This is a genomic window from Paenibacillus sp. FSL R5-0519, assembly GCF_037974275.1.
Classification (GTDB): Bacteria; Bacillota; Bacilli; order Paenibacillales; family Paenibacillaceae; genus Paenibacillus.
In genome coordinates this window covers 4599200-4614137 of sequence record NZ_CP150234.1, presented here as the reverse complement: position 1 = coordinate 4614137, position 14938 = coordinate 4599200, and the positions used below count along the sequence as shown (strand labels likewise).

The following is a 14938-nucleotide window of genomic DNA, read 5'->3' as shown; positions in this document are numbered from 1 at the left end:
TGTTGTTATCTGAATTTACGTTATTTATAAAATGTGAGTATAGCTAACATACTCGCAAAAAATACCTTACATAAGTATTGACGATGTCAGGTTTTAAAATTTATAATGACGACAGAAAAAAAATCGAATTTAGACATTTTCTTAGTGGGGTTGTTTAATGTTCGGAATATTTGGGAGGACGAATACATGTCGGTTGAAAACGTATTGAAATCAATTCAAGAGAACAACATCGAGTGGGTAGATTTTCGTTTTGTAGATTTAGCTGGTCGTGCACATCACATTTCCTTGCCAGCTTCGGCTGTTGATGCAGACACGTTCGTAAATGGAGTAGCTTTTGACGGTTCTTCTATCCAAGGTTTCCGCGGAATTGAAGAGTCCGATATGGTTATGATGCCAGACCCTGAAGCGACTTATGTCGATCCGTTCACTGCACACCCTACATTAAATGTTATGTGTGATATCTTCACTCCAGACGGCGAGCGTTATGAGCGTGACCCACGTAGCATCGCTGTTAAAGCAGAAGCTTATTTGCAAGAAAGCGGTGTAGGTACAGCGGCATTCTTCGCACCTGAATCCGAGTTCTTCATCTTCGACGATGTACGTTATGAGAGCGGCACGAACAGCTCTTCCTACTACGTAGATTCCGAAGAAGCTTCATGGAACACGAACCGCAAAGAAGAAGGCGGAAACTTGGGCTTCAAAGTACGCACTAAAGGTGGATATGTTCCAGTAGCACCAGTCGATACACAACAAGATATTCGTAGCGAAATGTGTCGCCTTTTGGAAGAAGCGGGTCTGTCGATTGAGCGTCATCACCATGAAGTGGCGACAGCGGGTCAAGCCGAAATCAACTTCCGTTTTGATACACTGAAGAAAACAGCAGATAACCTGCTTGCATACAAATACATCGTGCACAACACTGCACGTCAATATGGTAAAGTAGCAACATTCATGCCAAAACCATTGTTCGGTGATAATGGTAGCGGAATGCACGTTCACCAATCCATCTTTGATGGTGATTCCCCATTGTTCTATGACAAAGCGGGATATGCTAACCTGAGTGAAATGGCTCTGCACTACATCGGAGGTATCCTGTACCATGCTCCGGCACTGATCGCTTTGACTAATCCTAGTACCAACTCGTTCAAACGTCTTGTACCTGGTTACGAAGCACCAGTTAACCTGGTTTACTCCAAAGGTAACCGTTCCGCAGCAGTTCGTATTCCGGTTGCAGCTGTGACACCAAAAGGTTGTCGTATCGAGTTCCGTACACCAGACTCCACAGCTAACCCATACTTGGCATTCTCCGCAATGTTGATGGCTGGTCTGGATGGAATCAAACGCAAAATCAACCCAACTGAACTTGGATATGGTCCGCTCGACAAAAACATCTATGACCTGTCTGATGCTGATAAAGAAAATATCCGCAGTGTGCCAGCTTCCCTCGAAGAAGCACTGGATGCATTGGCAGCGGATAACGAGTTCTTGACTGAAGGCGGCGTATTCACAAAAGAATTCATTGAAAACTATATCAACCTCAAGCGCGATGAAGCGAAAGCAGTAGCGATCCGCATTCATCCGCACGAGTACAGCCTTTACTTCGACTGCTAATCGGTCGGGGTCGGAACAGAACTTGTTCCAACTTAAAGCCTCCGGGACACACTCTCGGGGGCTTTTCCTTGAATTAAACAATGTAGTGCTTTAACTTTGCAGGGTGATAAAGGAATTTGATGGCCTGAATTGAACACTTCAGTGCATATTGCTCTTGAAGCAGATAGAGAATACTGATATCATTGCGATAATATTCACCTAATATGTCAGAGTTACGGATGGAAAGGGCGGGGGATTTTGTGACAAAAAGAGCGTATAACTTTAATGCAGGACCTGCGGCGCTGCCACTAGAGGTACTGGAGCGTGCACAGGCGGAATTTGTAGATTTTCGTAATACAGGCATGTCGATTATGGAGATGTCCCACCGTGGAGCGGTGTACGAGTCTGTACATAATGAAGCTCAGGAGCGCTTGTTGTCGCTTCTAGGCAATCCAAAAGGATACAAGGTTCTCTTCTTGCAGGGCGGTGCAAGCACTCAATTCGCGATGCTGCCAATGAACCTGCTTGGAGCAGGACAGACTGCAAGTTACGTGATGACCGGCAGCTGGGCCAAGAAGGCTCTGTCTGAGGCGAAGTTGATCGGTGAGACGCATGTTGCTGCATCTTCGGAAGCAGAGAAGTTCATGAAACTGCCGGATGTTTCGAATCTGAGTTTGCCGGAACGTACGGCTTATGTGCATCTCACTTCCAACGAAACGATCGAAGGCACGCAATTCAAGTCATTCCCGGATACCGGTTCAGTACCTCTGATTGCGGATATGTCGAGTGATATTTTCTGTAAACCATTCGATCTCAATCAGTTCGGTATGATCTATGCAGGTGCACAGAAGAACCTGGGACCATCGGGAATTACGGTTGTGATTGCTCGTGAGGAACTGGTGAGTGAATCGCCTAAAACGATTCCAACCATGCTTCGTTACAGTACGCATGTAGACAACAACTCCCTATACAATACGCCGCCATCCTTCTCGGTATATATGGTAAATGAAGTATTGAAATGGATTGAAGAACAGGGCGGATTAACTGGTATTGAGCAAAAAAATACGAAAAAAGCTGAATTGCTTTACAACGCAATTGATGCTTCCGGTGATTTCTACCGTGGTTGTGTGGAACCGGAAGATCGTTCCCTGATGAATGTAACCTTCCGTCTTGCTTCGGAGGAACTGGAGAAGAAGTTCATCAAGGCATCGGAGGAAGAAGGATTCGTAGGTCTGAAGGGACATCGCAGTGTGGGTGGTCTACGTGCCTCCATTTACAATGCGGCTCCTTATGAAAGTGTTAAGGCACTGACAGACTTCATGAGCCACTTCCAGAAGACAAATGGATAATTAATATAGGTACGGTGTTATGGACCTTCGTGTCTAATCCTGTGCCTTACCAGAGCCTTCCACATTGACGTGTGGAGGGCTTTTCTTTAAGATTAGAGGGTTGTCATCAACACGAATTGAAAAGGAGATTGAACACATATGGCTTTACACATTGTTCTGGTTGAACCAGAAATTCCGGCGAACACAGGAAATATTTCACGTACTTGTGCGGCCACCGGAACCCATCTGCATCTCGTGCGTCCACTTGGATTTCGAACAGATGATGCTACATTGAAACGGGCAGGGCTGGACTACTGGCATGCCGTTCATATTGAATACCACGACTCATTTGCAGAGGTTCAGGAAAAATATCCGGAAGGTCGCTTCTTCTACGCAACTACGAAGGCAAAGAACCGATACAGTGACTTTAATTTTCAAGATGAGGATTTCCTCGTTTTCGGTAAAGAGACCAAAGGCCTCCCACCTGAATTAATTGCTGCAAATCCCGATACATGCATGAAAATGCCAATGACTGGTGATGTTAGATCCTTAAATCTCTCCAATTCGGCAGCAATTATTGTATATGAAGCGTTGCGTCAGCTCAATTTTCCGGGGTTAGAAGGATAAATTCCGGTTATAAATAACGGCTAGAATTCGGTAAAAAAACATTTTTCAAAAAAAAGGACAAAAAATGTTTATTTCCAGCAGGATTCGACAAAATCTTGGCGAATCTATAAACATAGTACAAATGTACCTAGAAATTTAGAGTAAGATAGGAGAGGTGTGCCGTAGCTATGAAGCCAGCTGGAGTAGTTCGCAAAGTTGACCAATTAGGTAGGATCGTATTGCCTAAATCTTTGCGTAAAAGGTATCAAATGAATGAGGGAGATCCTGTAGAGATCTTAGTACAAGGGGACCATATTATCCTGGAGAGATATCGTCCAAAATGTATTTTCTGCGGATCCATCGAGGAAGTCAACGAGTTCAAAGAGCGTTACATATGCGCACAATGTTTAGATGAAATGACTCAGCTTCCACAGCACGGGTAAGAAGTAACGCCATGGGGTTTATTAACCCCGTGGCGTTTTTTTGTTTACAGTATTCAGTGCATGGTTCAGTTCCGCGGAAATATAAGAAGAATATAATATTTAACGCTGGTTGCATATAGGTAAAATCTCATCCCACACGGCATTCAGGATGCCTTGCATGTTTTCTTCCTCGCTGTTAATACATATGACAGCTTCCTTCGAGGGAAGGATGATACATAACTGACCATAGGCTCCATCGGCGCGGTAAGCCTCATGGGAACACATCCAGAACTGATATCCGTAACCTTTTCCCCAATCACCATCTCCAGTCGTTTCGATCTGCCGGGACGTAGCTTGTCTGATCCAATTCGCAGGTATAAGCTGTGTGCCTTCCCAAAGGCCCTCCTGGAGCAGTAACTGTCCAAATCGACTCAGTTCCTCATTGCTTATCCAAAGTCCTGCACAGCCGAGAGTTACCCCCAGTGGAGAGGTTTCCCACTCTACATCATGAATGCCCAGAGGCTCAAATAATCGCGGAGTCAGGTAATCTTTCACGGTTTGGCCGGTGGCTGCCTGAAACATGGCTGAGATCATAAACGTATCCCCGCTGCTGTATGTAAATTGTTCTCCGGGCATCCGATCCAGAGGGAGAGACATATAATGTTTCGCCCAATCTTTCTCGGTCAAAGAAGCTCGTTCATCAGCCCAAAGAGGCGGCGAATCATGACCAGAAGACATTCGGAGCAGGTCACGTAACTTCAATTCCCGTGGAGATGGGAGCTTGTAATGTGCACTCGATACATGATTATAGGTGAAATAATCACCAAGTGTGGCATCCAGATGTAACAGACCTTCTTCAAGCGCGAGACCAACAGCCATGCATGTGAAGGATTTACTTATGGAATGTTGTACACGGCGCTGATCCCTATCCCTGTCCCAATAGGCAAGCAGATGCCCTTTTTGTAATATGCGAACGGAGAACACGTTCAATTGTTGCTCAGTAATGGTATGAATGAAATCTTTGAGTTGCTCAGACATATTAACCTCCCTAATATCAGGTGAAACCTGAGTAAAATCGGTTGGTGAAACGTTTCCGTAATTCGAATGCAAAATCAGAACTCATGTTAGTATAAACCTGGTTTGGTGTCAATTAAAGTTGTGATAACACTGACTAAAATTTCATTTTTTCGTAATAATAGTGTCTTTCGGCGCAAATTTAGACGTGAAAAAGCATTTTTTCGAGAAAATAACGCGAAATTTGTAAAAAGGTTATTGACAGGATTTACTCATCGGGCTTATGATTTATTCGAAACGATTCGAAGAAATCGCTTCCACCTTAAAAGTGTTGTAATGAAGACCAAGTGAATCAACGTTGGCTATGTTTTGAAACGATTCGAGAAAATCGTTTCGATAATCCATCGTAATACAAGGGAATCTACAACAGCCTGCAAAACAACGCCAGAGCAACGAATGAGTAAAGACAGCAGGCGATGATGAGAGGGGTTACATTATGGCACATATAACGATCGAAACTGGATCGCCAACCTTATGCATGAATACCAGCATACATGTTGTGTCCAGTGACTCCGGAGAGACTTCAGGCGGTACACTATATCTGTTGCACGGAGCAGGCGATAATGCGAGTACCTGGCAACGATTAACCACAATTGAGATGTATGCAGCGCAATATGGTTGCACCATCATTATGCCGGAAGCGAATCGAAGCTATTACAACGATATGGAATACGGCCTGAATTACTTCCACTACATCACTCAGGAGTTACCTGAAGTATGCGAGCGTCTACTCAATCTGAATCCTGATCCGGAGAAAACGTACGTCGGCGGTTTATCCATGGGCGGATATGGTGCACTGAAATGTGGACTAACTTATCCAGAGAAGTATCGCAAAATAGTGTCTCTATCCGGGGTGACGGATATTCAGACACGGCTACATGATCCCCATATGCCAGCGACCATGATCAAGGAAATGAAAGCGGTTTTTGGAGAACGTTTACAGGTAAAAGCCGATCAGGATATTTACGCACTGTCGGCCAAGCTGCTGGAACAGGGTGTTCCTTTACCGGATATCCTCAGTTGCTGTGGCGATCGTGACCCCTTCGTAGAGATGAATCGTGATTTCGCGAAATACATGCAGGGGACCGCTTTTGATTTTCGGTATGTGGAGACGCCGGGGGCTCATGAATGGAGATTTTGGGAGCACCACCTGAGAACGATGTTTGATTTTCTGTACAACGACAAGACCAAAGTAGAGTGAGGAGATGCAATGTGAAACCTGCAGCCGAAGGACCTAGCAAAAAGCTGAAGGGAAACGTGAAGGGCAATTCGCTCTGGACTGAAATCTGGAAGCACCGTATGACATACACCCTGCTTATTCCGGGGCTTGTCTGGCTAATCCTGTTTGCCTACATGCCGATGGGTGGCCTGTCTCTGGCATTCAAAGATTACAAGGCCAACCTGGGCATCTGGGGAAGTCCATGGAGCGGATTCGAGAACTTCAAATATGTTTTCCGTGATCCAACCTTTATTGATGCGGTATGGCGTACGCTGTACATCAATATTCTGAAACTGATTATTCAATTCCCGTTCCCGATCATTCTGGCGTTGTTGCTGAATGAATTGCGGATGCGCAGAGGGAAAAAATTGTTCCAAACCGTTCTTACGTTCCCTCATTTTCTGTCCTGGATCATCGTATCCGGCGTAGTCATCAATGTGCTGGCATATGACGGACTGGTAAACAGCGCGCTCGGATTACTCGGATTGCCAACGATTAATTTCCTTGGATCCGAATCTAACTTTGTACCGATGTTGCTGTTAACTGATATTTGGAAATCAAGTGGATGGGGCGCAATTATATTCTTGGCTGCCATTTCCGGTATTGACCAGGATCAGTATGAATCAGCACAGATCGACGGGGCTTCCCGTATGCAACAGATGTTCAAAATTACTTTACCGAACATCCTTCCAACCATCACAATCATGTTTATTCTTTCGGTTGGTGGATTGATGTCTTCCGGGTTTGACCAGATCTTCAACTTGGCAAATGCCGCTACCAAAAATGTATCCGAAGTACTCGATGTATATATCTATCGGATTACGTTCCAGTCATCAACCGATTTCTCATTCTCGACAGCGGTCAGCTTGTTCCGTTCCCTGGTGAATATGGCCTTGCTGCTTCTTGCTGACAGATTTGCCAAGTGGCTTGGCGGAGACGGTTTGTTCCGATAAGAGAGGAGGATAAATGAGATGAGCAAGAAAGCTAACAAAAAACCGAGAATTGGTACTGAAAAAATGACACTTCTCGATTACATTATTTTCGCCGTATTACTCGTGCTTGCCCTGATGATCCTGATTCCGTTCTGGAATGTCATCATGATCTCGTTTGCAACACAGAAAGAATATGCTGACAATCCATTTTTGATGTTCCCTAAACAATGGACATTGGATTCCTACAAGGCGTTGTTCGCTGACGGAACGATTCTGTCGGGATACAAAAATACCATTATATTGCTAGTCATCGGCTTGCCGCTCAGCTTGTTCCTGACAACAAGCATGGCATATGGCCTTAGTCGCAACAAATTCCCGTTTAAGAAATTTATCTTTTTCCTGGTACTGTTCACCATGATCTTTAATGGTGGTATCGTACCGCTGTACCTGATCATGAAATCACTTCATCTTACAGGTACGCTCTGGTCCGTTATCCTGGCGGGAAGCTTCAGTGCTTTTAACATGATTCTGATGATGAACTACTTCTACACCTTGCCTGAATCACTGATGGAATCGGCGAGACTGGATGGAGCAGGAGAGTGGAGAATTCTGTTCTCTGTCGTTCTTCCGCTGGCTACACCAATTATGGCTACAATCACGTTGTTCTACGGTGTGGCTTACTGGAACAGTTGGTACGATGCGATGATATTCCTTCGAAAAGCGGATCAGTTACCGCTCCAGAATGTACTGCGAAACATTATCGTGACATCTACGACGAATGCATCCAATGCATCCAGTGTGGATGCTGCCCAGGCGAGCAACTTCTCCATGGGTATGAAGATGGCAGCTGTATTTGTCACCATGGTACCAATTATGTGTTTCTTCCCAATGCTGCAAAAACACTTTGCCAAAGGGGTATTAACAGGGGCAATCAAGACCTGATTATACGTATAGGATTTTGCAATAAAATCTGACTAAAAAACATGGGGGTAAAACATGAAAACGAACAAAAAGTTGTCAGTAAGAGCTCTCTTTGCCATCACGCTTAGTGTAGTTATGCTGATGGTGACCGCTTGTTCCAGCCAAGGAGCTTCAGGTGGTAACGAAAAAGATGCAGAGGGAAATTACAAAGATAACCTGACCATCTCTGTAGCTAACCTGACAGAAATCAAAAACGGAAACCTGGATAATGACTTCCACAAGTTCTGGACAGACAAATTCAATGTAACATGGGACTACAACTATATCGATTGGGATTCATGGGGCGAGAAGCTTCGTCTGTGGATTAACTCTGGCGACTTGCCGGATGTAGCGGTATGGAACTATGTACATGGCGATGCCATTAACAGCATTGAACAAGGTTTGTTCTACAAATTCCCGGATGACTGGAAAGAACGCTGGCCTAACGTTGCAGCAGCTTACAATTTGACGGGTCTTGGAGACAAGCTGGAAGAATTGACAGGTGGAACATACGTCCTGCCTAGACCAATCTATTTCGAGAACAAACCAGCTGACCCACTAACGAACCAAATTGGTGTCATTGCGCTTCGTAAAGACTGGGCTGAAGCAGTTGGTTTTGAACTGAAAGATGCTTATACAACAACGGAATTGAATGAATATGCTGCGCTGGTGAAAGAAAAAGATCCAGGCAAAGTGGGTAACAAACTTGTACCTCTGTCCTACAATGCTGCTGACGCTATGACAAACATGATTATGCCTAACAGTGTACATGCCATGACCGACACACCGTTCTACAAAGGTGAAGATGGCAAGTTCCACTGGGGACCAGCAGATCCTGAAACGCTGACAGGACTTAAATTGATGCAAAAAGCGTATAAAGATGGATTGCTCAATCCTGAATTCTACACATGGAAGAACAATGAAGGTCAAAACAACTTCAAAGTAACTGGTACAGCTGCAGTAACAAGTCTGGGCGGACTGGCTTCGTACAGACAAGGTCTGGATTCCGATATGAGAAAAAATCTGGGTGTAGATAGTGATGAACTGGTACACACAGCGATCGTAGTGGGCGATGACGGGAAATACCGTAACATGGAGCAAGCCAACTTCTGGTCGGCATTGATCTTCAATCCGGACATCAGTGACGAGAAATTCGAACGGATCATGGATCTGATCGACTACTCCGCAACCAAAGAAGGACAGTTGCTCATCAACATGGGCTTTGAAGGAACGGATTGGAAATATGATGAGAACCAAGAACTCGTTAGCTTGTTGCCAGAAGGAACGGTATTGGAAGATAAATACCCGGCACGTTTCGAAGGTCTGTATCTGCTCGGTGATGACTTCAGCGTTGTAAACCCAGCAATCAAAAAGGATTACCGTGACAGAGCCGTGAAATTGTTCCAAGAAAAAGCAAAACTCGGTACAGAAGGCAACTCGCTTGCAACATACGATTGGGATGTCAACCTGTACGATTCCAAAGCGAAGAGTCAGGCTTCATTCGATTACCAGAACGAATATGCCAACCTGATCCTCAAAAACGGAGATCTGGAGGCAAACTGGAAAGAATGGGTGAACAGTAAAATGTCCCTGGTTCAACCTTATCTGGATGAGCTAAACGAGAAATTCTAGTAATCGTTCAGTCATTAATTTTGAACCCGGTGCGCGGTCTCTCCCCGAACGCAGCCGGGTTCTTTATTTCAACAACTTGTAGTGGAGGATACATGGATGAATAACGAGCAGTTGCTAGACCTGGTAAAACAGATGACGTTGGAGGAAAAAACAGCTCAGCTTCTTCAGCTGACTGCCAACTTTTATGAAGGAACGAATGTCGAAGGTCAGATCACAGGGCCGATGGAAGAGATGGGAATTACGGAGCAGTCTGTGGATGCCAGTGGGTCCATTCTGGGGCTGTCCGGTGCGCAGGCCATCATTGATGTACAGCAAGCTTATATGAAAAAAAGCCGTCTGGGCATTCCGCTCTTGTTCATGGCTGACGTCGTTCATGGATTCAAAACCATTTTCCCGATTCCACTGGCGATCGGTTGCTCATGGGATACAGAACTGGCTGAGAAAAGTGCTGAAATTGCAGCTCGTGAATCAGCTGTGTCTGGTCTGCATGTAACTTTTGCACCTATGGTGGATCTGGTTCGTGACCCGCGCTGGGGCCGTGTGATGGAAACGACAGGAGAAGATCCCTATTTGAACAGCTTGTTCGCGGCTGCATTTGTACGTGGATATCAGGGCGATAGCCTGAAAGATGAGCCAGATCGTCTTGCAGCATGTGTTAAACACTTTGCGGCGTATGGAGCGGCTGAGGGTGGTCGGGATTACAATACGGTGGACATGTCCGAGCGTAACCTGCGTGAGTACTATTTGCCAGCGTACAAAGCTGCATTGGATGTGGGTGTAGAAATGGTCATGACTTCGTTCAATACGGTTGACGGTATTCCGGCAAGTGGCAATGAGAAGTTAATGCGCGGCATTTTGCGTGACGAGTGGGGCTTCGATGGCGTGCTGATCTCGGATTGGGCTTCCATTCGCGAGATGATTGCGCATGGCGCTGCGGAAGATGATCGTGAAGCGGCATACCGTGCCATTCGCGCAGGCGTAGATATGGAGATGATGACACCTTGTTATGTACATCATTTGCCTGAGCTGATTGAGAGCGGTGAAGTGGAAGAGAAGCTCATTGATGAAGCCGTTCTGCGAATACTGCAACTGAAAGAGAAGCTGGGATTGTTCGACAATCCGCTACGTGCAGCTGATCCGGTTCGTGAACGTGAGATTGTGTTCTCCAAAGAGCACCGTCAGGTATCATATGAACTGGCAACCAAATCGGCTGTCCTGTTGAAAAATGATAACAGCGTGCTTCCGCTTCAACCTGACGCTAACGTAGCCCTTATTGGTCCTTTTGCACAGAGTCCTGATATTCTGGGCTGGTGGTCCTGTGAAGGCGTTAAGGAAGATGCAGTCAAGCTTGGAACAGCTCTGCAAGAACGCTTTACGGGTGGGAAAGTTAAGTTTGCTCAAGGTAGTGATGTTCATACGATTACAGCTGAGCAGATTGCGGAAGCCCTTCAAGTGGCAAGCAAAGCGGATCTGATTGTCCTTGCTCTGGGTGAAGACTCGGAGATGAGTGGAGAAGGTGGATCGCGCACGGATATTCGTCTGCCAGCAGCCCAATTGGAATTGGTTAAACAGCTCAAAGCAGCGGGAAAACCTATTGCCAGCGTTATTTTCAACGGGCGTCCATTGGATCTGCATGGTGTAATCGATGAATCGGATGCCGTTCTTGAAGCCTGGTTCCCAGGCAGTGAAGGCGGAGCAGCGATCGCAGATGTTCTGACAGGTGTAGTGAATCCATCTGCACGTCTGACGATGTCCTTCCCACAATCCGTAGGTCAGATTCCGGTCTATTACAACCATTTCAATACAGGTCGTCCGCTGAACCCGGAGAAGACGGAAGAACGTTATGTCTCCAAATACATGGACAGCCCGAATGAACCTCTGCTTCCGTTCGGTTATGGTCTCTCATACACTTCTTTCTCTTATGGTGATCTTGAAGTGTCAAGTAACGAGATGACTGCCGAAGAGTCCTTGAGCATCCAAGTACGGGTAACGAACACGGGTGAGCGCGCAGGTGTGGAGACCGTCCAGTTGTACATTCGGGATGTAACGGGTGAAGTCGTTCGTCCTATGCGTGAACTGAAAGGATATGTGAAGCTTGCACTGGCGCCAGGCGAGAGTGGTATAGCTACGTTTACTTTAAATGAAGAACAGCTTCGCTATCACCATTCCGATTTAAGCCATCGCAGTGATCGAGGTGAGTTCCATATTCTTGTGGGTGCAAACAGTCGGGACACGCAGAAGAAATCATTCAGACTCGTGTAATTCGGTGAATGGAAATAGTAATGTGTCAGGCCTTTCCTTATGGAAGGCCTGATGAACATAACAGGGGAGCGAAGAATGTGGTCAGTATCAAGGATATCGCCAAACAGGCGGGAGTTTCCATCTCTACGGTGTCATATGCGCTAAATGGTAGCAACAAAGTGACCGATGAGACGAGTTCCAAAATTTTGGCCATTGCCAAAGAGCTGAACTATGTTCCAAATGCCGCTGCAAGAACACTGAAGAAGAGAGAATCCAAAATTCTGGGTGTATTCTTGACCGATTTTAGAGGAGATGTGTATGGAGACTTGCTGAGTGGCATGAAAGCTGTATGCAATGCTCAAGGCTATGACCTGATCGTGTGCAGTGGTAAACAATCCCATCGCATGCTTCCAGAGAGGATGATTGATGGTGCAATCATTCTGGATCATACGTTTGCAAGTGAGGAACTGATGCAATACGCCGATCGGGGCCACAAAATCGTTGTATTGGACCGTGAGATGGATCATCCCAACATTAATCAGGTTCTGCTGGATAATAAAGCCGGGGCGACACTTGCGATGGAACATCTTATTGAGCAGGGGCATAAGAAAATCTACGTGGTGACAGGACCGGAAGGTTCATTTGACTCTGTGCAGCGATTAAAGGCTGTGAGGCAGGTTGCGGAACGTGAAGCGGATGTGGAATGGATTGAGATCACGGGAGATTTTGAAAAGAGTGGTGGAGAACAAGCCGCAGATCAGATTGTGCTGGAGTATGATGGGCCCACAGCAGTATTCTGCCTCAATGATGAGATGGCTATTGGCTTGTGTGATCGTCTGGCAGAAAGTGCACTTGGCGTTGGTCAGGAGGTCGATGTCATCGGATTCGACAATATTGAATTGAGCAAGTACGTCCAGCCGAGATTGGCAAGCATTGATTATTCCAAACGCAAGTGGGGATCACTCGCCGCTGAACAATTGATCAAAATAATTGCTGGAGAACCCGTCGATCATGAACGAATCTATGTGACATTAGTTGAGGGTGGGTCAGTGAGTGGACCTATGCCTTCTGATGCTGTTATATCCATGCAGAATGAACGGGCGGTAAGCTATTGATCCCGAATATGCGTATCCTGACTGGATTGATGCGTGGAACAAACGGCACAGCAAGAGGCAAGGCTTAGAAGAATCGAATCATTCTTTTAAGCCTTGCCTCTTGTTATTTCAAGGATGAAGCAATAGAAAAAGCCTCTCCGGAGAGAGGCTTGGCCTTTTACAAGCCTTTTGTCTTGTCATTGTTGTAGGATGAAGTGAGAATGCCTGTAATGAAGAGAGTCAATACAATTGCAATAATCCAGAATGTCAGTGAAAATGACATACCCTTCGCACCTCCTGCACAAGCTCATTTTCTTCTATTATAACCATTATAGGTAGAAAAGAAATGCTTCACCCTATTATTTGTAAAATAAAAAGTGCGTGGGCACTGGTCTTAGGCTGCCATCCGACGGGTTATTTACAACCCGATTATTCAGAATAAGCGAGGAAGATCCGCCGCCATCCAGATTATAGGCGTCGATAACCCCAAGCTTGTACAGCCGTCCTTGCAACTCTTCTAGGGTAGCACCGGAACTTCCGCCTTCATTATATCCATCAACTACAATGATCAATAATTGATCATCTTTATAATTGCCAATGACCGTACGTGGTGCTCGTTTGGGTGATACTTTCCATTTATCAGGAATTGTGGTTTTACGCCCATTCTGTAACAGCACCGGAACAAACGTAGCCCCAAACTGTGGCCGCAGGCGATCCAGTGAGTTTTTATCGAAGAACTTGCCTCCGACCAGCTTGCCGGCATCGTTAAGTCCTACAAAAAACAGATCTTTGAAACTGGCCTGAAAACCGTTCACGTATTTCCCATCCATAACCGTTGTGCTAAGTGGATAACGTTTGCCGCCACTGTCAGCAAATCCACCTGCGTTGATCCCGGCAATCGCGCCGTTACGCTTCACAGCCTGCATGGTTGTCTCAGAACGGCCAGGTTCACTGTCTAGAGCCATCTGCATAGCAGTGGGGTCTTTTAGCTTAATCTTCATGGCATAGCCCTTATAGGTGCCAGGATTCACTCTGTACAGTTCAATCGTTAGCCGGTCACTGTCTACCCGTTCAAATGGAACGCCAAGCTTGGATGTAATCCGTTTGTTGTAGATCGTTTCCGGACGATCCGCCTGAGCGGAAGCCTTCTGTACGAGTGTAGACATCGTACTTGTTGTTTTATTATAGAGCTGTGTCGTTCTTTTAATAGAAGAAGAAGTCTGGACAGCAGCCTCTTTTGCCCCGGCAAGCTCTTGGCTAATTGCTTGGGCCCGGGGTGTAATCGTATCCTCTGACAGTTCGGCAGAAATCAAACCTCCGGGTTCGAGCGGAGGACGAAGCAGCAGCAGGCATAATATCAATCCAACAAAAGGAGCGAGTGCAAGCATAAAAAAACGATTAACCTGTTTGACGGGTGTAATCATTTGAGCAGGTCCATCTTTTTCTGGAGTGTCTCCAGTTGTTTTTTGACTTCGCTCAGCTGGGTATAGAGTTTGTTGCTGTTATCCGTTTTGTCACTTGCATTATCCTTGGTGAAAGTCAGCAATTCATTGAAGGATTGAACTTGTCCCTGCAGGTCTTCTACTTCCTTAGATATCGTTGTTAGCTGATTTTCGTAGTCGGTTTTTAACGCTGTAATCTGCTGCTGATTATGGGCCTGAAGCTGGTTAATCATCTGTTGCTGGAGATGGTTACTATAATAGTAGGTTCCAACGACTCCCAGTGCAATGAGCACAATCCACATTACCAGAAACAGCTTGATTGAAGATCCGGCCTTGCCTTTGGCGCTCCGGGTGTGATGGATGTCAGAGGGCGGGGCAGATGGTTTCATATCATCACT

The 14938-nt window shown here is 45.8% G+C and carries 13 protein-coding genes; 10 read left to right on the top strand and 3 right to left on the bottom strand.

Translation table 11 applies throughout. From position 1 onward, the window contains the following. Positions 1–186 precede the first annotated feature (186 nt). The 4 genes from glnA to MKY73_RS20635 all read left to right on the top strand — a co-directional run bounded on the left by glnA (position 187) and on the right by MKY73_RS20635 (position 3967). Positions 187–1611: a type I glutamate--ammonia ligase gene (glnA, locus tag MKY73_RS20650; RefSeq protein WP_074094318.1), complete on the top strand. Its 1425-nt coding sequence runs from the start codon at positions 187–189 to the stop codon at positions 1609–1611. Positions 1612–1850: 239 nt separating this feature from the next. Next, positions 1851–2939, top strand: coding sequence for a 3-phosphoserine/phosphohydroxythreonine transaminase (gene serC, locus MKY73_RS20645; RefSeq protein WP_339240891.1), 1089 nt, complete (start codon positions 1851–1853; stop codon positions 2937–2939). A 138-nt stretch (positions 2940–3077) separates the two neighbouring features. Next, positions 3078–3545, top strand: coding sequence for a tRNA (uridine(34)/cytosine(34)/5-carboxymethylaminomethyluridine(34)-2'-O)-methyltransferase TrmL (gene trmL, locus MKY73_RS20640; RefSeq protein WP_339303238.1), 468 nt, complete (start codon positions 3078–3080; stop codon positions 3543–3545). Between the two features lie 167 nt (positions 3546–3712). Beyond that, the gene (locus tag MKY73_RS20635; RefSeq protein WP_036610032.1) at positions 3713–3967 is read left to right on the top strand and encodes an AbrB/MazE/SpoVT family DNA-binding domain-containing protein; all 255 of its coding nucleotides are present in this window, start codon (positions 3713–3715) and stop codon (positions 3965–3967) included. Positions 3968–4066: 99 nt separating this feature from the next. On the opposite strand, the gene MKY73_RS20630 is transcribed toward MKY73_RS20635, so the two are convergent. Continuing rightward, positions 4067–4984 (bottom strand): serine hydrolase, encoded by a 918-nt coding sequence (locus MKY73_RS20630; RefSeq protein WP_339303237.1) that lies wholly within the window; start codon positions 4982–4984, stop codon positions 4067–4069. 472 nt (positions 4985–5456) lie between these two features. Here MKY73_RS20630 and MKY73_RS20625 point away from each other — a divergent pair, with 472 nt between their 5' ends. The 6 genes from MKY73_RS20625 (at position 5457) to MKY73_RS20600 (ending at position 13119) form a co-directional block, all read left to right on the top strand. Beyond that, positions 5457–6221, top strand: coding sequence for an alpha/beta fold hydrolase (locus MKY73_RS20625; protein WP_339303236.1), 765 nt, complete (start codon positions 5457–5459; stop codon positions 6219–6221). 11 nt (positions 6222–6232) lie between these two features. Then, positions 6233–7192: an ABC transporter permease subunit gene (locus MKY73_RS20620; protein ID WP_017689585.1), complete on the top strand. Its 960-nt coding sequence runs from the start codon at positions 6233–6235 to the stop codon at positions 7190–7192. Between the two features lie 18 nt (positions 7193–7210). Continuing rightward, positions 7211–8113, top strand: a complete 903-nt coding sequence (locus tag MKY73_RS20615; RefSeq protein ID WP_339303235.1) for a carbohydrate ABC transporter permease — start codon at positions 7211–7213, stop codon at positions 8111–8113. 54 nt (positions 8114–8167) lie between these two features. Beyond that, the gene (locus MKY73_RS20610; protein ID WP_339303234.1) at positions 8168–9763 is read left to right on the top strand and encodes an ABC transporter substrate-binding protein; all 1596 of its coding nucleotides are present in this window, start codon (positions 8168–8170) and stop codon (positions 9761–9763) included. A 96-nt stretch (positions 9764–9859) separates the two neighbouring features. Continuing rightward, positions 9860–12025, top strand: a complete 2166-nt coding sequence (bglX, locus tag MKY73_RS20605) for a beta-glucosidase BglX (protein WP_339303233.1) — start codon at positions 9860–9862, stop codon at positions 12023–12025. A 77-nt stretch (positions 12026–12102) separates the two neighbouring features. Beyond that, positions 12103–13119 (top strand): LacI family DNA-binding transcriptional regulator, encoded by a 1017-nt coding sequence (locus MKY73_RS20600; protein ID WP_339303232.1) that lies wholly within the window; start codon positions 12103–12105, stop codon positions 13117–13119. A gap of 338 nt (positions 13120–13457) precedes the next feature. Here the strand turns inward: MKY73_RS20600 and MKY73_RS20595 are convergent, their stop codons facing one another. Together MKY73_RS20595 and MKY73_RS20590 are read right to left on the bottom strand one after the other, a co-directional pair. Next, a complete protein-coding gene (locus MKY73_RS20595) occupies positions 13458–14522 on the bottom strand; it encodes a phosphodiester glycosidase family protein (protein WP_339240898.1) in 1065 nt (354 codons plus the stop codon). Next, on the bottom strand, positions 14519–14929 hold the full coding sequence (locus MKY73_RS20590; protein ID WP_339240899.1) for a hypothetical protein: 411 nt from the start codon (positions 14927–14929) through the stop codon (positions 14519–14521). Before MKY73_RS20590 ends, MKY73_RS20595 begins: the two co-directional genes overlap by 4 nt. Positions 14930–14938: the final 9 nt, after the last annotated feature.